General features: G+C 57.2%; 13 protein-coding genes and 2 tRNA genes. 10 read left to right on the top strand and 5 right to left on the bottom strand.

Annotation, left to right across the window (positions count from 1 at the left end; genetic code table 11):
• Positions 1–78: 78 nt before the first annotated feature.
• Positions 79–1,299: a type II secretion system F family protein gene (locus AB1772_05280; protein MEW5795753.1), complete on the bottom strand. Its 1,221-nt coding sequence runs from the start codon at positions 1,297–1,299 to the stop codon at positions 79–81.
• Entirely contained in the window at positions 1,283–3,013 is a 1,731-nt protein-coding gene (locus AB1772_05275) for an ATPase, T2SS/T4P/T4SS family (GenBank protein ID MEW5795752.1), read from the bottom strand. The genes AB1772_05280 and AB1772_05275 overlap by 17 nt, the downstream gene beginning before the upstream one ends.
• 422 nt (positions 3,014–3,435) lie before the next feature.
• Here AB1772_05275 and AB1772_05270 point away from each other — a divergent pair, with 422 nt between their 5' ends.
• On the top strand, positions 3,436–4,815 hold the full coding sequence (locus tag AB1772_05270) for a hypothetical protein (protein ID MEW5795751.1): 1,380 nt from the start codon (positions 3,436–3,438) through the stop codon (positions 4,813–4,815).
• A 146-nt stretch (positions 4,816–4,961) separates the two neighbouring features.
• Entirely contained in the window at positions 4,962–5,171 is a 210-nt protein-coding gene (locus AB1772_05265) for a zinc-ribbon domain containing protein (GenBank protein ID MEW5795750.1), read from the top strand.
• 285 nt (positions 5,172–5,456) lie between these two features.
• Here the strand turns inward: AB1772_05265 and AB1772_05260 are convergent, their stop codons facing one another.
• The 3 genes from AB1772_05260 to AB1772_05250 form a co-directional block, all read right to left on the bottom strand.
• Positions 5,457–7,205 carry a M6 family metalloprotease domain-containing protein gene (locus AB1772_05260; GenBank protein MEW5795749.1) on the bottom strand — a complete coding sequence of 583 codons (1,749 nt, stop codon included), beginning with the start codon at positions 7,203–7,205 and terminating at the stop codon, positions 5,457–5,459.
• A gap of 14 nt (positions 7,206–7,219) precedes the next feature.
• Positions 7,220–8,395 (bottom strand): hypothetical protein, encoded by a 1,176-nt coding sequence (locus AB1772_05255; protein ID MEW5795748.1) that lies wholly within the window; start codon positions 8,393–8,395, stop codon positions 7,220–7,222.
• A gap of 133 nt (positions 8,396–8,528) precedes the next feature.
• Positions 8,529–10,580 carry a hypothetical protein gene (locus tag AB1772_05250; GenBank protein MEW5795747.1) on the bottom strand — a complete coding sequence of 684 codons (2,052 nt, stop codon included), beginning with the start codon at positions 10,578–10,580 and terminating at the stop codon, positions 8,529–8,531.
• 271 nt (positions 10,581–10,851) lie between these two features.
• Between AB1772_05250 and AB1772_05245 the strand changes: the two genes are divergently transcribed.
• The 8 genes from AB1772_05245 to AB1772_05210 all read left to right on the top strand — a co-directional run bounded on the left by AB1772_05245 (position 10,852) and on the right by AB1772_05210 (position 18,777).
• Positions 10,852–11,823 (top strand): YafY family protein, encoded by a 972-nt coding sequence (locus tag AB1772_05245; protein MEW5795746.1) that lies wholly within the window; start codon positions 10,852–10,854, stop codon positions 11,821–11,823.
• 258 nt (positions 11,824–12,081) lie between these two features.
• Positions 12,082–12,567: a QueT transporter family protein gene (locus AB1772_05240; GenBank protein ID MEW5795745.1), complete on the top strand. Its 486-nt coding sequence runs from the start codon at positions 12,082–12,084 to the stop codon at positions 12,565–12,567.
• A gap of 120 nt (positions 12,568–12,687) precedes the next feature.
• Positions 12,688–13,965 carry a putative sugar nucleotidyl transferase gene (locus AB1772_05235; protein ID MEW5795744.1) on the top strand — a complete coding sequence of 426 codons (1,278 nt, stop codon included), beginning with the start codon at positions 12,688–12,690 and terminating at the stop codon, positions 13,963–13,965.
• An 89-nt stretch (positions 13,966–14,054) separates the two neighbouring features.
• Positions 14,055–15,092 (top strand): galactose-1-phosphate uridylyltransferase, encoded by a 1,038-nt coding sequence (gene galT, locus AB1772_05230; protein ID MEW5795743.1) that lies wholly within the window; start codon positions 14,055–14,057, stop codon positions 15,090–15,092.
• Positions 15,093–15,094: 2 nt separating this feature from the next.
• The gene (gene glgA, locus AB1772_05225) at positions 15,095–16,576 is read left to right on the top strand and encodes a glycogen synthase GlgA (protein MEW5795742.1); all 1,482 of its coding nucleotides are present in this window, start codon (positions 15,095–15,097) and stop codon (positions 16,574–16,576) included.
• Positions 16,577–16,584: 8 nt separating this feature from the next.
• The gene (locus AB1772_05220) at positions 16,585–18,468 is read left to right on the top strand and encodes a hypothetical protein (GenBank protein MEW5795741.1); all 1,884 of its coding nucleotides are present in this window, start codon (positions 16,585–16,587) and stop codon (positions 18,466–18,468) included.
• A 153-nt stretch (positions 18,469–18,621) separates the two neighbouring features.
• Positions 18,622–18,694, top strand: a tRNA-Gly gene (locus AB1772_05215).
• An 11-nt stretch (positions 18,695–18,705) separates the two neighbouring features.
• A tRNA-Cys gene (locus tag AB1772_05210) sits at positions 18,706–18,777 on the top strand.
• Positions 18,778–19,099 lie beyond the last annotated feature (322 nt).

Raw genomic sequence — 19,099 nt, 5'->3', positions numbered from 1 at the left:
TCCAAACCTCCTGAAAAGGTCGTAAAAGGTTGCTGTTTTATCGCTCAGTCTATTTGTCGGTAGTCAGTTGTCCGCGCTTTAGCCCCCGCCCTGGAAGATGCGCAGTAGGTTCCACATGGGCAGAAAAACCGCCAGGGCCAGAATCAGGACAAAAGCGCCCATTACCACTGTTAGAATCGGCTCGATTACGGCAGTCAACTGGCGAGACGAATAGACAACCTGCTTGGAGTAGTGCTCGCCAATCTCTTTAAGCATGGCTTCCAGGTTACCTGATTCCAGCCCGACCGAGAGCATGTGCAGCGCCTGTTCGGGGAAGTGCTTAAAACGGCCGGACGCGAGGTCGATTTCTCGGCCCCGCCGGAAAGAATCTCCCAGATACTCGATTTCTTCGGCTATGGCGGTGTTCTTGATCGTGCCTGCCAGAATGTCGATAGACTTGACGATAGTGAGGCCGGATTTCACCAGGATTCGAAACAGCAGGCTGAATCGGGCCACGTTTCCCTTGATGATCAGATCGCCCAGCACCGGCAGTTTGAGAAGGCGCCTATCGAACCAGAGCCGTCCCGCTTTGCCACGTAGGAAGGCCCGGGCGCCGAAGAAAGCGCCAATCGTCAGTATGAGCATCACCGGCCAGTAGGTGGTGGCGAAGTCGCTGATTCCGATGATTATCCTTGTGGGCAGCGGGAGATCGGCTCCAAAAGCGGCATAAAAGGCCGTAAAGCGCGGAACCACAAAGTTCATCATGACGATCAATGCCCCCACTATGGCGGCAATCACTATCAGTGGATACCTAATACCTGCTTTAAGTTGGCGCGTTAATTCCGCCTCGCGCTCGAGCATCATGCCCAGCTCATCAAGAGTGGCGTCGAGTTGCCCCGATTCCTCACCGGCGGCTACACAACTGATATAAACCTGGTTGAAGATGTCAGGGAAGCGGGCCATCGCTTCGGAGAGCGGCTTTCCCGCCTGAAGATCCGTTCGCAATTGATCAATGGCATAATTGAAACGGCTGTCCGGGCGGCCGATTTTGATAGTCGCCAGTGATCGAAGCAGGGGGATGCCGGCCCGATGCATGGTGGCCAGCGCCCCGGTGAACATGATCAGCTTTTCGTAGTCGGCCCCCTTTAGAAAACCGAACATCGAGACCGGCCGGGAATCCTCCACAACCTTTATTTCCACCGGCAGCAGCTTCTGCTCGCGGAGGAAATCCTCGACAGATGCGGCGCTGGCGGCAGTCAGAGCACCGGTCAGCCGTCGTCCGCCGTTGTCCACGGCGCGGTATTTATACTGCGTTGGCACTGACTCTCTCCGGAGTCACCTGGTCCGGTTTGAAGGAGTAGTCCTCTATATTGGTCGTCTCCTTGAGGAGCTCTTCGAGGGTGATAGTGCCGGCAGACACTTTCTCCAGCCCGGCTTCGAAAAGAGGCAGGTAGCCGGTGCGACGGCCGGATTCCCGGACACGGCTCAGCGACGCGTTCTCGTATATGAGTTCGGAAATGGCCGGCGTGATCTCCAGATACTCATAAATTCCCGTCATGCCCGCGAAGCCGGTCATCTTGCAGTGGGTGCAGCCGATTCCGTGCTTGAATTCGATCAGGTCGGCAATATCACACAAACCGGCGCGAGCAAGTAGTGCGTCGGGGGGACGATAATCTTCCAGGCAATTGGGGCAATTCACCCGCACCAGCCGTTGGGCCAGCACGCCCTTGAGGGCGGACATGACCATGTAGTTCTCGATGCCCATATCGATCAGGCGAGTGATAGCCGAGGGCGCGTCGTTGGTGTGAATCGTCGAAAATACCAAATGGCCGGTTAACGATGAGCGGACCGCCATCTGGGCCGTTTCGCCATCACGGATCTCCCCGATCATTATGATATCAGGGTTCTGGCGCAGGATGGCGCGCAGCGAAGACGGAAACGTCAGGCCCGCCTTTTCGTTGATCTGGACCTGGTTGACCAGCGGGATCGAATACTCCACCGGGTCCTCGACCGTGATGATGTTCTTGTCGACCGAGTTTACTTCCTGAAGCGTGGCGTACAGCGTAGAGGTCTTGCCGCTCGAAGTCGGCCCGGACAGCAGGATCAATCCCTCCGGTTTGCGGATGACGTGCAGCCAGGCTTCCTTGAGCTTCTCGCGAAATCCGAGTTCGCTGAAGGATCGCCTCAAGTTGCGCTGGTCGAGGATGCGGATCACTACTTTCTCGCCGTGGATGGTGGGGAGGGTGGAAACACGCAGGTCAACCGGGATACCCTCGACATCGGCCATGAACCGTCCGTCCTGCGGCAGCCGCTTCTCCGAGACATCCATGTTGGCGGCGATCTTAATTCGCGAGATAAGCTCTTTCTGCATGGCCTTGGGTGGCGAGACTTCCTCGTGCATGGCGCCGCTAAGGCGGTAGCGCACGCGCAGGGTTGTCTCATCGGGTTCGATATGGATATCACTGGCCCGATCTTTGACGGCTTTGGAGATTATCAGGTTTACGAGTTTGATGACCGGGGTTTCGGTCTCCGCATCGGTAGCCAGCTCGGCCTCTTTGACAGCCGCAAGATCCATTTCGGCGCTGATCAGCCCACCCATGGAGTCGGCGACGCTGTAGTGATCGTCGATAGCCCGCTTAATCTCCGAGATGGTCGCGACAGCGCGCTTGATGTCGCAGCCGGTCCGGTATTTAATCTCTTCGATAGCGATGATATTAAGCGGGTCGGACATCGCCAGGGTCAGAGTGCTGCCGATGCCGAATACCGGGATGAGGTTATAGCGTCGCGCTAGATCGACCGGCACGCGCTGGATGACAGTCGGATCGATAACCATGCCGTCGAGTGACAGCCTCGGAATGCCCAGTCGATCGGAGATGGCATCGAGAAGCTGGGCCTCGGTGATCAGGCCGCTGTCGACCAACTGATCGCCCAGCCGCTGACCTGCGACTGGTTGCTGGCGTAGCGCCTGGGCCAGCTGCTCAGGGGTGATATACCCCTTTTCTATGAGGACATCGCCTAACTTCTTGCGTGCCATAACAGGGTTTTATAATTGCCGACAATGGAGTTCCATCGGTATATTATCGGCGGATAACAAAACCGCTGAAGGGCCGCTTCGGCAATCGGCGGAGTGTATTATCCAAATGAACGACATAGCCTTAGGACCTGCCACTGAACTTTCCTCGGCGTTCAACCCAGCGATTTAGGTTAGCTATCGTAGTCGCGGCGGCGGCCTCTCTCTACTCCCAGCCATGGGGAGCTTCTTCGCCCTTACTGGCGAACTCGATAAACGTACGCGGTGATGACGACACCGCCGAGAACCTCCCCTTTTCCGGAGCGATCATTGATTCAATCGAAATAGACAACCGCAACATCTACGACCTGAATGACTACCGCTACAGAGGCCTGCTGTTCAAGGCGGCGAACCGACTGCATATCGTCACCCGAAAGCAGATTGTCATGCGAGAGATACTCTTCCGTCTGGGCGACCGGTACGATCAGGAATTAGCTGCGGAAACCGCGCGCAATCTCCGCACGAGATACCCCTTCAATGATGCCTGGATTGAGGTCATTGAAATCGCTCCCGGAAGATTGTTGCTAAGGGTGGTGACGATTGACCAATGGAGTCTGATCGGGGGACTCCGATCGATCAGCCGTGATGGCAACGAAACCGATCTGCGCATTGGTTTTGAAGAGCGAAATCTACTGGGTCGGGCGCAGTTCGTTTCCTTCGACATTTACAAGCGTGAAAAGCATCCCGATTACATTGAGACCGCATACCGGGAGCCACGCATTATGGGGCGGCCGTGGGCGATTGGCCTCGCGTACCGCTCCGACCCTCACAACACGCTCAAACAGGTGTTTTTGGCCCGGCCGTACTACTCGCTCGCCCAGAGAATGGAGCTGGGGATCCAGCTTGAGGATGCGGTCGTGCTCCAGCGACGACTGGATGCAAGCGGCAATTGGGTCGCCGAATGGACGACCCGCGAGGATCGGGTCGGGCTTTCCGGCGGTTTACGAGGTGGTCCGGTGCACCGCAAGATCGGTTTGATTGCCGAGTACCGCTATCAGTCGTTGCGTGTGGAGGATACGGTTAGTTATCAGACCACGCTGCCCGGGCACGACTTTCCGGTGGATTCGACATACCATCTGGTTAGTCTTGGCGCCACCGTTCGTACCCAGCGTTTCATTGTGGAGCGACGATTGCGCGGCTTCGGCTACATCGAGGACATCGAACTGGGGAGCGGTCTGGAGTTTTCTTCTGGGCGAGCATTCCTGCCCGGTTTTGCCGACCACTACTATGATCAGATAATCGGCACGACACTCTGGACCGGCAAGCTGGGGACAAACATCATCATGGCAGGCTATTCTCGCTTCTATTGGATCAAGTCCGGAAAGGAACTGAGGCGCGGCACTTTGCTGGACATGATTTGGTACAACAATGCGCTGCCGTTCGTGACTTTTGTTGCGCGAAGTCACTATGAGTCGGATCGTGGTGGCGCATTTCAACATCTGGTGCTGGGTGGTAAGTCCGGTTTGCGCGGGTATCCGACGGAATATGCGGCAGGCGATCGACTTCATGTGATCAATATGGAGAGCCGTTTCTTCACGGGCTTAGAACTTCTTTCTGTCAAAATCGGCGCGGCCTTGTTGGCCGATATTGGCCGCACATGGCAGGGGCGCGATCCCCTGACCATCAACGGTTATCACTGGAGTGTTGGGGCAGGACTGAGATTGTCGCTCGAGAACCTGCTTCGCGGCGAGATCATCCGCGCCGATCTGGTGCGGACCGAGGATGACACGTGGGATGTATCCCTGGGGACCGGGCATTATTTCTGATCGTTGACTTGATGTGAGCGGGTGGCGACATGTTTGTCGGTTTTTATATTGACAACTTTTTGATACTCTGACATATAGCGCCGGCCAAATACCATGGACGATCCGCCTCCAAGGAAGGCGGCGGACGCTACCCGAGGGGGGCCAATATGGTAGAAGGTTTTGAGCCGCGGGTGCTCATTTGCTGTGAGTGCGGCGAAGAGTTCGTGTTTACCGCGGCGGCCCAGCAGTACTTTGCCGAGCGTGGCTACACCGAGGATCCGAAACGGTGTAAGGCCTGCTACACACACTTTAAGAAGTCTCAGCGCTCTTCCAAGCCGACCGCAACTCCTGCGACCAGCGAAGAAGTCAGTTTCTGAGTGCGACTACCACAGGCCTGTCGGGCAGAGTGGCCCGGCAGAATATCCAGGCGCAGAAACCCCGGCCTTACCGTACCGGGGCATTGTTGTTACTCGCTTCAATCCGTCGGGCAGGGTCGCCCGACAGCACGACACGGGCAGGATCGCTTGACAGCTCCTGATCAGCTTCGGGGCCGGATTCGACATCCGCGTGCTGGACATCAAAACACAAAAAACCCCCCGGCCATCCTTGCTTGGGGTTTTGCTGCCGCTCGTGTGAGCAGCCCGGATTGCAGGGGGTGAGTGCTATTTCAGAAGCATCATCTTTCGTGTCAGACTTTCACCGTCGGTGACCAGCCGGTAGAAGTATATTCCAGAGGCTACGCGCTCACCACTGTTATCGGTGCCATCCCATGAAGCCGTGGAGGTGCCGGCGGTTGTCGGTCCATCGACCAGGGTCCGCACGTGCTGGCCGAGCAAGTTGTACACATCGAGTCTGGCATCGCCCGTCCTCGGCAACTCGAATTCGATAACGGTACTTGGGTTGAACGGATTCGGATAGTTTTGGGCGAGTCGGAAGTCACCGGGCAGCGTGAGATTATCGTCGCCCACGTCAGCGGCCAGACCTACGATAAGGTTCGCGGTCATAGTGGCGCCGGAGGGCGATATGCCAGTGACACCGACAAAACTGCCGCCGGTGAGATAGCCGTCGGACGACGGTGTGCTGGTGCCGTTGAAGCTCGTGCGATTCAGCGAACCGGGCCACGGGTCGGCGGCATCGCCCTGATCATTCGCATGCTCGAGTTCCCATAATCCGTCCGCCTGCTCGAGCGCCACGAGGAAATGTGACGAACCGGGCACGCCGGGGTACCACTCGTCTTCGTTGTTGGTCTTGGCATCGTCGATGTGCCATATCAGAAGGCCTGCGGCCGGCAGGGCAGCGTCATAGCCGGTACGCTGGCGGTTCTCCACCAGAAAGTACTCGAGAGAGGGTGCCCCCGATGTCCAAAGGCGGAAAACCGGCCCGCCGCTTTCCACCGCCAAGATGGCCTGGTTATTTATGTTGGCCGAGACATTGACCGCTGTGGTAATGCCGAGCTCGATCCGGCTCCAGGCGCAAGGATGCGCCGGCGAATTGCCCATCGATCCGTTCCAGCTTCCATACGACATGATACACCAGCGGCCGACGCCATTGGAAACGAACTGCCCGCCGCCATCGGTATCGTAGAGGTCGGGCAGTCCGAATCCGTGAAGCAATTCGTGCGCGAAGACGCCGATAGTCATGTCGCGAGGTGCATTCCAAAACTCGGGTTGCACCGTGAAGTTGTTGACATATACCCCGTCGCCAGTCAACCTCGGGTTAATGCCCCATTTGTGCGACCAGATGTCGGTGGTGCTGCCGCTCAACTCGGCGCCGGTCCCGGAATGAACCACGAGGAGCACGTCGACATCACCGTCGTTATCATTGTCATACGGGTTGAAATTCACCAGGGGGTCGACAATCGTCACGAGGTCCTCAACCAGCTTCTGCGTATTGTTCGGATAGCTGCCCATGCCATACTCATTATTGACGTAGTACGCGTATGTCTGGGGCGCCCGCCTCCAGCCGAGAGACGAGGGCAGATTGACGGTTATCAGGTCGATCTGTGCGTACGAAATTTCGTCAAAATAATGGCGCACCGTGCCGGCTCCCGTGCCAAAGACAAGCGTATCGAAAAAGCCGGCGTTCACTTGGGCGGTGTGGTCGGAAAAATCGACCAGTATGGCCAGCACGCGGAACGGACCCAACGCTTGCGCTGCGGCAGTCGGCGTTTTGCCGTCTTTGCGACGGCCGAAGAAGTCGTCTGGCGTGTCGATACCGCGAGCGTGGAGTTCCGATGGGCTCGGAAGCGGCGCGACGGCAAGACCGCCCTGTATGGCGGCCTCTCGAGCGCTCAGCAGATCCGGATGCGGCGGGTTCGACAATACCGGAGAGGCAAACGCGATTGCCAGCGACACTGCAACTACGAATGGCCGGCTCAGCAGTCTCAGTTTTCCGCAGATGTTGATATTCATGATAGACTCCCTTCTCAAAAGAGAATTCCCATAGACATGGCAAGGTTGGCCCCCTTGGCCGAGTAGACGGAGAGGGAACTGCCGGTTATGATTGCGGCGTCCAAATAAAATCCGATAAGGTTTAGCCCGGTGCCGAATGAGAAGACCGTGTTGCGGTCACCGCCGGCGCTGAAGCCGCCGCGAAACGGCAGCCAGCTAACGAGTGACCATTCAGCGCCTATGGCCATGCGCGGTTTGGTTGATGTACCCGGCGCGGCACGGAATCCCTGGGTCCAATCTACCGCCCAGAGCAGCTTGCCGCTGGTCCGGGCAAACCCGGCGTTCATAACGGCCGGGAGCGTGGTGGAAAACGATGGAATGTCCCGCGTGTAATCTTCCGAGGTGACGAAGTCCTGATCAAAGTCATCAATCGTGGCAGTGTCGAACGAGAATATATAGCCGTGCTCTTGAGAGTCTTTATTCCAGTTGATCTTGCTGATGACATTCTCCAGGCGCACGCCCGCGGTGTAGTTGTTGCTGAGTTTAAGAGCGATACCGAGATCAAGACCATATCCGCTGCCGCCTGAGGCCGTGCGGATGATCGCCTCACCCTGACCGTCGAACCCGGTCTGTAGCGTTGTGGCCAGGCCCTTGAGGCTGACGACTTCCTCGATACCCAGCCCATAGATGTAGCTGGCGGTCAGGCCGACAGCGAGTTGTCTCGTACCTGATGAGTAGACCGGCAGACCATAAGAGAGACTGCCTGTGGCGTAGCTCACGCCGTTTGAGTATGAGCCGGTTACGTCAACGGTATCCGCAAACGTGTTTCCATTCAGCAAGAGGTTGACAATATCCCGGTTGAGATTGACATCGGCTGCTCCGACGCCATTGAAGCTGAGTACAAACTTACCGAGCGCCACAGAGAGGGCGGAGGCCTTGACGTCGGCATCGATGCTCAGCCCTTCGGTCGGTATCTTGTCCAGGATATCCTGCTTATCGGCGGTTGAAAGCACTGCGCCGGTGTACTTGTTATAATCCGAGAGCGTGAAGGCGTTGTTGGTAACGCTGGCGCCGAACGAAGCTAATTCGAGACCGTACTGATTGTAGCCGTCAAGGCCGAGATTTGCCGGGTTGTACTTCGAGGCGCTAACACCTTTGGCCAGACCGGTGAATGCACCTCCGATGGCGGCGCTTCGCGCGGAGGAATGCACTGTGGCTGCTCCCTGACCCGTCCGAGGGAGGGCACAGATCGTCAAACATATGGCAGCCACAAACGGCGCAGCGCGCAAACGCTGCGGCTGCGATAAGTTCCCTTTAAATTGAATCGTCATCACCTTGTCCCCCTTAGAAGGCGCCGTCGAAGCGGTATTCGACTTCAATCCGACCGGTCAAAGTCAGGTAGTCGGATGCGGTCAGCTTGACCGGAAGTCCGTTGGTGTCATCGAGGACTATCTGCGTGCCTATGTAAAGCGTATCGTTCTTGAGGACTTCAACATCGACACTATCAATCACCACTTGCAGGTATCCGGTGGATACGGTGTCACTCGCGATTCCGCCCACGGTTGGCGCCGCCACTACATAGATTTCGTCAACGAACGATGCTTGCGGGTTGGTCAGCACCGTGGCCGAATCTCCGGACAGAAACAGATTGATAGTGGCGCCCAATGGCAGCCGGTTGATCGCGTTATAAATCAGCCGGGCTTCGAGCACGTGATCATTGACCGGGTCGAAGTCGTCCGGATCAATGAACTCACTTTCGATATCAGGTGTGACCACAGTGCGCGGGAGGATCACCTCGAGCGGCGCCAGGATATCAACCGTTGCCCTGATGTAATCACCGATTCTGACCGAGCCGACACTGACCCCATCGCCGAAAGTGGCTCCGCCCGAGATCGTAATCTGAGAGGGAAACGGCGAGAGGAAATCGGCTACGGTGGTGTCGATCAACTGCGTAATCACGGAACTCCCTGACGCAGCCGGATCGATGGCGCCGGAAACGGTCAGGGTCTTGCCGTTGTTGCCGAGCAGGGTCAGATTGAGGCTGCCGGGGAGCTGGACGCCGTTCTCGATTGCCAGCGTCAGAACCGCCGACACCACCTGGGCGGAGTCGAAGCCGTCAGGAACGTCCACGCTGTACCGGGTCGGGTCGAGCGTGGAGCCGACCACTCCGAAAACGCCGGTGACCGTATCAAATGTCATTGAGGACAGGGTGGCGTCGACAATAAACTGCTGGGATTGCGCCACCGTGACATGTTGGGGAGCAGACGACGGAACTGTGGCCGTCACCTCTACCCGAATCTCCTGTGGCGGAGTCAGGTCTACCGGCACTATTTCGTAGCCGGTCAGATTGATATTGACAGTACTCGACGAAATCGGCCCCACGGTCCGCTGAAGGGTAAGCGGGATTCCGCCGTTGCGGATATCCGGGAAGCTCAGATCCAACGTGGCTCCGAGGTTGGTTTGATTGCCGATGGCGATGCTTAGACTGCCCCCCGACAGAGTGGCTCGGTGCACAATATCCTGTTCCGCCAATGTCAGCGCCTGCGAGAACGAACGATTCAGCGCGGGAATCTCGCCGGTGGCGGCGCCAACAGTGAGGTCGCTGACAAAGCGCATCGCGGTCGTGATTTCTTTGCCCGACGTAGAGAGCACCAGTCCCCCTTGCGTGAGCGCCGTTATCCTGGCCTGAATTCGATTGGAGATTGTTTTGCCACTTAGATCGTACAGCACCGAATCGATGTCGCCATCGGCAATCGGTGTAGGAAAGGCTTGCGTGCCGATGGAGCGGTTGTAGGTGACGTCCCAAAGTTCCACCGAGTTGGCCGTGATCTCAAATCCCAGATTATTGGCGACTACCACGTACGCCTGGCCGTTGGTTATTCCCACGCTTGACCAGGTGTCGATACCGCTAAGATCATTGGTAATGCTGAAGGCGGTTGCCGGCACCGCGCCTGGCACATAAGTGGCCAGACCGCCGACCTGGGTGATATCGAGGGTCACCGGATCAACAGTTGGCGCCGGGATATCGAACTGGCCGATTTGCTCGAATACGGTATAGGACAGGTCGGGGGTGGAAAGCTCATCGGCGTCGAGCCGCACGGTGTCGATCTCGCGCGTAAGAAAGAAGATGACGTTGGAGTCGGCGTCGATCGACACTCCCTCCTGGTCAATCTTATCGACTATTTCACTCATCGTGTAGGTGCGGTTGATAAGCGGCAGCACCAGTTGCGTGTTCCAGGTGGGTGATTCCGGCTTCCTGATCGTGCACTGCATGAGCGACAAGGCCAGAAGAACAATGACTACCGTGAGGAGCAGCTTGGTGCCGAACTTGAACAGCCAGAATCCGTCGGTGCTGTCTGAGTCGCCCGGTGTGCGTCGATTTCGCTTCTTGCTCATGACTACCCCTGGTCTCCGTTTCACATTCGTTCGAGCAGCATTGCGCAAACGGAGTGCCGCGTGGATTTGGCCGGGGAAGTTGTTGCGGGACGACCAGTTAGTGGCGGATCACCGGTCCGATTCTGGTGGCATGCCTGGGGTCCGAAAACAAGAGTATGGGACGCCGTCAATACCGGTAAAACCCTTTCGGAAGGGAGGGGAATCGACGTGCTGCAGAACGGTTGACGGGGAACCGGATACCGGCTTATCTTGGCTTCCCAAGGTGATCCCTATGGGGATGTCGAAATACGATAGACTACTCTATATTCTTAACCTGCTTCGGAGTCGCAAGAGCCTCAATGCGCGACGGCTGGCCGATGAGTGCCAGGTGACCGAGCGCTCGATCTATCGCGATCTGATTTCGCTCTCCGAGGCCAACGTCCCGATTTACTATGACAACGGATACAAACTTGCGTCGGGGAATTTCCTCCCGCCGCTCAATTTCACTCTTGATGAATATACCTGTCTGCGGCTGGCGCTCGAATCGACACCTCTCGCCAAGGCGGGGCGAAAGGCGGATACACTTCGGCAGATCAAGGCTAAGATTGATTGTTGCCTGCCCCAAGCCACTCGCGAGATGCGAAAGATGTCACGTGAGACCGCACATATAGAAATTGATACCACAATCACCGGGCGGGCGACGACTCGATTCTACGGGGTACTTGAAAGAGCTATCAGCGAGCAGAGAAGTGTTGATCTCGAATATGACAGCCTTGAACATGGCCTGACCCGGCGGCTGGTCGATCCGTATTTTATCATCTTCAGGCGGCACGCTTTTTACTTTGTTGGTTATTGTCATCTGCGCCGGGATTTTCGCACTTTTCGGATCGATCGCCTGCGCAGCCTGACAACCACAGAGACAAAGTTCACGCGGCGTAAAGAGATAAGCGCATCGGATTATTTCGCGGGGAGCTGGGAGTTACATCACGGTGAGCCCGTGGAAGTGGTGGTCGAGTTTCAGGGGCGAGCCTCGCGCGTGGTAACCGATTCTCGCCATCATCCCAGCGAAACGATTGAACGACTCGACAACGACCGTATCCGCTACCGTGTGATCGTGAACGGCACCGACGAGATCCGTCGCTGGCTGCTTGGATTTGGTGCCGATGCGGTAGTTATAGCGCCCGACGAGCTACGGCGGGAGCTCGGTGAGATCGGCCGACTCATAGCGGACCGCTACCGAAAACGCCGGCGAAAACGATCGTAAGCTGGAAACCACGGGTGGCTGTCGCTTCTCGGATCGTGATGGACGAGGACGTCCACCACTCCCGTACGGCGTTAGGTCACCGCCCGACCCTGTCCCCTACGCGGAGCCGGGTCGGGCTCAAGGCCTGACGCAACAGATCAAACTCGTGAGACGGATTCTGATAGTTCGGCCATACGGCGACTGCCGCCCTGGTGACACGCAAAAAAGGTTGACACCGCCCCATATTGTCAATTGCATGGCTTTGTGTCTCCGCGACGTTTGAACGAAACAGCTCAGGCCGGGCTGATTGCCGCTGCCTACGCGCTGCTCGGCCTCGTCTTCTATCCGATATCATTCGGAGTCTATCAGGTCAGAGTTGCCGAGGCGCTAACCGTACTTCCCTTTCTGTCTCGTGCCGCCGTACCGGGATTGTTTGTAGGGTGTCTTATCGCCAATTTTTTTGGCGGCATGGGTTGGCAGGACGTTGTATTCGGTTCTCTGCTTACGTTAGTGGCGGCGGTGCTGACACGGCTGATCGCCGTCAGTGTGAAATCTCGCCACGCCTGGCTGCTGGCGCCGCTTCCGCCGGTGCTGGTAAACGCTCTCGGTGTTTCTTTGTATCTGGCCCCCATAATCGATGTCAGCTACTGGTTTGCCGTGCAGATGATCGGACTCGGTCAGGTGGCCGCCTGCTTTGTCCTGGGAATGCCGCTTCTGAGATTGCTTCAAAGTCGCGCCAGTTTGTTTGGAGATCGCTCGATCTGAGGCTGCCCCTTGTGGACCAATCGTGATAGCGCCGATATAGAGTTAGAAGACTCCAATGCCTCAGCGTCCAATCTGGATCGGCCGTGGCCAGAGTGAAACCTGTATCTACGAGATAGAGAAATGGGTCCGCGCATTTGCTTCTTTGAAGACGAACAGTTCCGGCAGTTCTTCCCTCTGACTTATCTCCGTCCGGTGTACTGCCTGCGGGCCGGAATCCTGCCGCTGTTTCGTCGCGCCGAGAGGTACTTCGAGCGGCCTGAGATCTCTCTGTCGGCCCGCCACGATCTGGCTGCGATGGTTACAGCCGAGCATCGCGATTACCCGGTGAATATCATTCAGCGCCAGGAACATCAGGCGGTCTTATTCCTGAACGGGCGAATTCGCAGCTATGGGAGCATTCTTGAGGCGCTGGCCGGCGCGCGTTTGGTGACCCGGATAGTCGGCCGCGACAGCGAATTGATCGGCGTGTTCTTTCCTGAGGAATTCACCGCCGATGTTCCCAAAGTGGCGACTCCGGAGCAGTACCAAGCGGTGTATGCCGCGAACCGGGTTGATGTCTCGGTAGCCGAAACCGATGCGTCACTCTATAACTGGTGCTGGGATCTGGTATCCGATATCGATCAGGAGATAGCCGCCGATTTTGCATTTCTCCAGGACAAATCGAGGAATCCCCAGCACGTGAAGGTCTACTCTGGCGCTTACACTATAAAGCCGGAGCAGATCCATCTGGGAAACAACGTGGAAATGCTGCCGGGCTCGCTGATTGATGCCTCCCGCGGACCAGTGTATATAGGCGACAACACGAGAATCGAGTCCCAGGTGGCAATATATGGACCCTGCTATGTAGGACCCAACTCGATACTGGTCGCCGGCAAGCTGAGTGGCAGCTCGATCGGCCACACCTGTCGGGTAGGCGGCGAAGTCGAAGAATCGGTGTTCCAGGCCTACGTGAACAAGTATCACGCCGGATTTATCGGCCATGCTTATGTCGGCGCGTGGGTGAATTTCGGGGCAATGACAACCAATTCTGATCTGAAAAACAACTACTCTGCGATAGCGGTAAGCGTAGGCGGCACGATGATCGACACCGGCTCGATCAAAGTCGGCTCGTTTGTAGGCGATCACACTAAGTTCGGTATCGGGACGCTATTGAATACGGGCGTGAAGATCGGTGTTTGCTGCAATATCTTCGGTGGCACGCTGGTCACGGATCGCGAGGTGCCGTCGTTCAAGTGGGGAAACTCGGCAGGTTACCAAACCTACCGGTTCGACCAGGCCATCACGACCATACGCCGGACTGCCGAGAGGAGGGCTGTCACGCTGACGCAAGATGAGGTCAGTCTTTTGCAAAAGCTCTCGGAGGGGCAGATCAACGAGCACGGTATTCTCAGTTTTTAAGAAGGATTGGCAGGGTGCGCCCATTCAAAGGCGGCGCAGGTTGACAGCGGGAGTGAACAAAGGTATGTTAAAGTTTTGCGGAGTAGCCCGTGCCTGAGTTAAGAAGAGAACCGATTACCGGACGCTGGGTCATCATATCGACCGAGCGGCGCAATCGCCCGACCGCCTACAGCACCGTGCCTCGCAGCCGGGAGGCATCGATGTGCCCGTTCTGTCCCGGCAACGAAAGCCACACCCCCCACGAGGTACTGGCCTATCGTGAGCCGGGGACCGAGCCGGATCGCCCGGGCTGGCGGCTTCGAGTAATCTCCAATCGCTATCCGGCACTTAAAATCGAGGGAACGCTCGACCGCGCTCCGCACGGCATTTACGATCGCATGAACGGTGTCGGCGCTCACGAGGTCATAATCGAAACGCCGGAGCATCGTTTCGACATGGTCGACATGACTGACTCCGGGGTGCGTGACGTGCTCTGGTCATATCGCGAGCGGATGGCCGATCTTGAGCGAGACATCCGCTTCAAACATATTATCATTTTCAAGAACTACGGCGAGGCGGCCGGGGCCTCGCTCGAGCACTCGCACAGCCAGTTGATCGCGACTCCCATTGTCCCCAAGCGGGTTCAGGAAGAGGTCAGCGGCGCGAAGCGCTACCACGAATACAAGGAGCGCTGCATCTTCTGCGACATCGTGCGTCAGGAATTGTCGGACCAGGAGCGGATCGTTCGCGATCATGATGCCTTCATCACGTTTGTCCCGTTCGCGTCGCGATTTCCCTTCGAGACCTGTATTATCCCCAAGGCGCACCAGTCGAGTTTCCTCGAGATGTCCGACTCGGAGTATACCGTATTGGCGAAGTGTCTGAAAGACACACTTCTGCGCATGAAACTTGCGCTGAACAACCCGCCGTTCAACTACGTCCTGCACACGAGGCCGCTGACGCGCGAGTACCATGATATCTACCACTGGCATATCGAGATTATCCCGCGTCTTAGCCGGACCGCCGGGTTCGAGTGGGGTACCGGTTTCTACATCAATCCCACGCCGCCGGAGGAATCGGCCGCCTTTCTTCGTGAGATCGATACCACGCAGTACGGCGCATCCCGCGCTCAGCATGTCGGCAACTAAAGATGGATAAGCTACGGATTCTGATGGCCGCATCCGAGGCAGGGCCATACGCCCGTACGGGCGGCCTGGGCGATGTTATGGGCGCCCTTCCGGCGGCGCTCGGCGCGTTGGGGCACGAGGTTAAGGTGGTAATGCCGAGATACTCGTCGATCAGCAACCTCACTTATCGACTGACCCCGGTCTTGGATGCGGTTGAAGTCGCCGACACCGACGGCCCTGCCAATGTTACAGTCGAGCGCGCCGGGAAAAGTCCTCGCGGCGTGGAGTTTTTATTCGTCGGGTACAACGATTATTTCGGGCGAACTGGGATGTACGTCGATCCGAAGACCGGCAAGGACTATGAAGACAACGATCTTCGCTTCGCCTTTTTCGCGCGGGCGGTGATCGAGGTCGCGCGCGGGCTGGAATGGCGCCCCGACATTATTCACGTTCACGATTGGCAGGCGGCGCTGGTGCCGGCGTACCTGAAAACGAAGTTTGGGCGGGACTCGGTTATCGGCGGGTGCGCGACTATCCTGACTATCCATAACCTCGGATACCAGGGACTTTTCGATGGAGACAGGTTCGCCGCTCTCGATCTTCCCGCCGAAATGTTCTACGCAGTGACCGGCGCGCTGGAGTTCTATGGCAAGGTCAACTTCCTCAAGTGCGGCATTCGCATGGCGGACAAGATCACGACGGTTTCGCCCCGCTATGCCCGGGAAATTCAGTCCAGCGATGAGTTCGGCTGCGGTCTCGAAGGCGTGCTGGCGGACCGGGCCGCCGATCTCTTTGGAATCATAAACGGAGTCGACTACTCGATTTGGTCGCCGAAAACCGACTCGTTAGTACCGCACCGATACGGGCTGTCCAACCTGACCGGTAAGCGGATGAACAAAGTGGAGCTGCTGAACCAGGCCGGTCTGCCGGTACGCGAGCGCACGCCGCTGATCGGCATGGTCACACGACTGACCGCGCAAAAGGGGATCGATCTGCTAATCTCCGCGGCCGGCGACATTTTTTCGTCCGACTACCAGATGATAATTCTGGGAGCCGGTGACGCGGAATACCAAAGCGCCCTGAAACGGCTCGAGAGCAGGTACCCCGACAAGCTAAAGGTTTTCCTTGAGTTCAACGATACGCTCGCCCACCTGATACAGGCAGCGGCCGACATGTTTCTAATGCCGTCGCGCTACGAGCCGTGCGGCTTGAACCAGATGTATGCGTTGCGCTACGGTACCGTGCCGGTAGTGCGCGCTGTAGGCGGACTGGTGGATACTGTGGTGGATTATGACCCAGTCAGCGGAAACGGCACCGGCTTCCAGTTCGATGATTTCACAGTTCCGGCGCTAATGGAGGCGCTGGGCAGGGCGCGTGCTTTGTTCCAGCGGCGCCAGGCCTGGTCGAAACTGATAAAAACCGGCATGAGAGTAGATTACTCATGGTCTGCGTCGGCTCACCGGTATGAGGCGCTCTACCGATCACTGGCGCCCGGTCCCCAATGAAGCGATAAATGACAGAAAGACTTCTCAAACTGTACTGGGCATTAGTGCTGGCTGTCCCGGCTTATTTGGTGCTCGTATACTCGCTGAACTTTACTCAGGACGACGCCTACATCTCCTATCGCTATGTTGCCAACTATCTCAACGGCCACGGGCTCGTCTACAATATAGGGGAGAGGATCGAGGGGTTCACCAATTTCGGGTGGACCACGTTTCTGCTGCTGGTGGGGGTGCTGGGAGGCGACTATATCTGGTGGTCCAAATTCGCAGGGGCGCTGTTCGGGGTCGGGATAATCGCGTTGACGTTTCTTATGGGCAGGGACCTGCTCGGCGACGATAATCAACGGTACACAAATGTTGCCGTGTTGCTCGTTGGTGTCAACCAGTCGCTGGCGTACTGGTCACCGGCCGGGCTGGAGACGGCCGCGTTCGGGTTCTTCGCGCTCCTCTCGTTCCTGTTATACCTCCGCCGACACTGGATGTTGATTTTCGCTCTGGTGATGGCGGTATGGCTTAGGCCGGAGGGGGCCGTTATTACAGCCATTATTCTCGCGATCGAAGCGGTGCAAACCAAGCGCCTGCCAGGCTTCAGTCTGGTGTGTGCTGCCATCGCTTTTGTGTTGTCATTACCTTTTGTTGGTTTCAAGCTCTTCTACTACGGGTCGATTCTCCCCAATCCGTTTTACGCCAAGACCAGTTTCGATTTGGATCAGTTCAAAAACGGCTTGGAGTACGCCGGCCAGTTCGTGAAGCACTACGGATTCTATTACGCTGGGTTGGTTGCGCTGGTCGTGCCACTTTGGATGTGGCGCAGGCTTGCGCCCGGGCTGACTGCGCTATGGTCGTACGTGGTTCTGTACCTCGCGTACGTGATTGTTATCGGCGGCGACGTCCTCAAGGTGCATCGCTTCTTCATGCCGCTGTTCGGGCCGTGGGCGCTCCTGATGGTACTTCCAGTTCGAGAGGGTATCAAGAACCTCCATATTAAGACTCAGTATCTGGTCCTCGTGCTTGTGTTGCCGGTGATGCTCGTTCTAACCTACAAGCTGCCACGGGCGTTTGTCGAGCAGTACAATAGAAATGAGATCGCGTTTGTCGACAAGATGCAGTTCAAGGCCAGAGCGCTGAAAGACTCCGACTCGACCAACTTCTCGGTAGCGATCGCCACGATCGGCATGTTTGGCTACAAGTTGCTGGGGCACAGTATAATCGATATGGTCGGCCTGACCGATTCCACGATTGCGCGCTATTCCGAGGACCCAATCCCCGGCATGCAGACGACCTGGAAGGAACAGAAGCACAACACGAAATACCTGCTCGAACGGTCCCCTGATTATATCATGTTCTCCACCGGTATTAAGCCGTCGGCTCCGGCCGAGCGAGCGCTGTTGCTTTATCGCCAGTTTGTCGAGTGCTACCGCACGGTAGGCTGGTTCTACGGAAATCCCGGCACGAGCCAGGGGGTGATCTCGAGCATCTTTAAGCGACGCAAGCCGATTACCGGCGAGCTGGTGCCCTATTACCCAGTGGAATATGTGCAGGAGTACAAGCTGGCTCTTGACGCCTATAGCAAGAGCGATCACCGCACGGCGATGCGCCACTACGAGGCCGCGCTCAAGGCGTCGCCGCGGCCGTACAACCCGTATCTGGTACACCAGATGGCGTTCAGCCTGCAGATGCTCGGCGATGTCGACCGGGCCTACGCGATTTTCGAGAACCTGGTAGCAACCGACTCGACCATCTTCGAATCCCACATGGAACTTTACAAGAGGGCGGCGTATCTTCATGATACGGCCGGAATGAGGGTGCACCGCGAATGGATTCAGAAGCTGGTGCCCTGGTACTGGCCGCGGTTCGACTCCACTATCCAGTCGCTCTTAGCCCGGGCGCGTTAACGACCTGGCGCCTTTCGGTTAGCCTCGATTAGAACCGCGCCTGTGCCCCTGGCAAGCACTTGTTGCGAACCCGCCAAATTCGATTGACAAGCCCCAGCCCCGGCATATATTTATGGAGCCCGAGCATTCGGGTGCCGAAAAAAGCTATTAAAGGCGGGAATAGCTCAGTTGGTAGAGCACCACCTTGCCAAGGTGGCTGTCGCGAGTTCGAGTCTCGTTTCCCGCTTTTTGTCTTTGGGCGGCATAGCCAAGTGGTAAGGCAGAGGTCTGCAAAACCTTTATTCCCCGGTTCGAGTCCGGGTGCCGCCTTTTAATTCCAGTTGTAATTGACGAGGGGAGAGGCCGTTTTTTCGTGCAACGTGGTTGGCGTACGTCCTCGTGCGCCCACAGACTGAATTGCTGGGTCTGGAACGACAACTCGCAATCCGCCGCAAGCGGTGTTCTGCCGGCCCCTTTCGGGCAGGGTTGCCCGGCAGCACAGTTCGGGCAGGCTCGCCCGACCACACAGTGGGGGCAGGCGGTCACCACTCAAACGCCCCGCAAGATCAAACAGCCGCCAGAAATGACTTGACAGCGAGGGTCTATAGGTCTATTATCTAGTAGAGTTCCGAGTATCCGTTCTTTTTCGGCT

Source organism: Candidatus Zixiibacteriota bacterium, from assembly GCA_040752815.1.
In the GTDB taxonomy this organism is placed as follows: Bacteria; Zixibacteria; MSB-5A5; order GN15; family FEB-12; genus JAGGTI01.
Note: the sequence above shows the minus strand (reverse complement) of the source record. Positions and strands in the feature narration are given on the sequence as shown.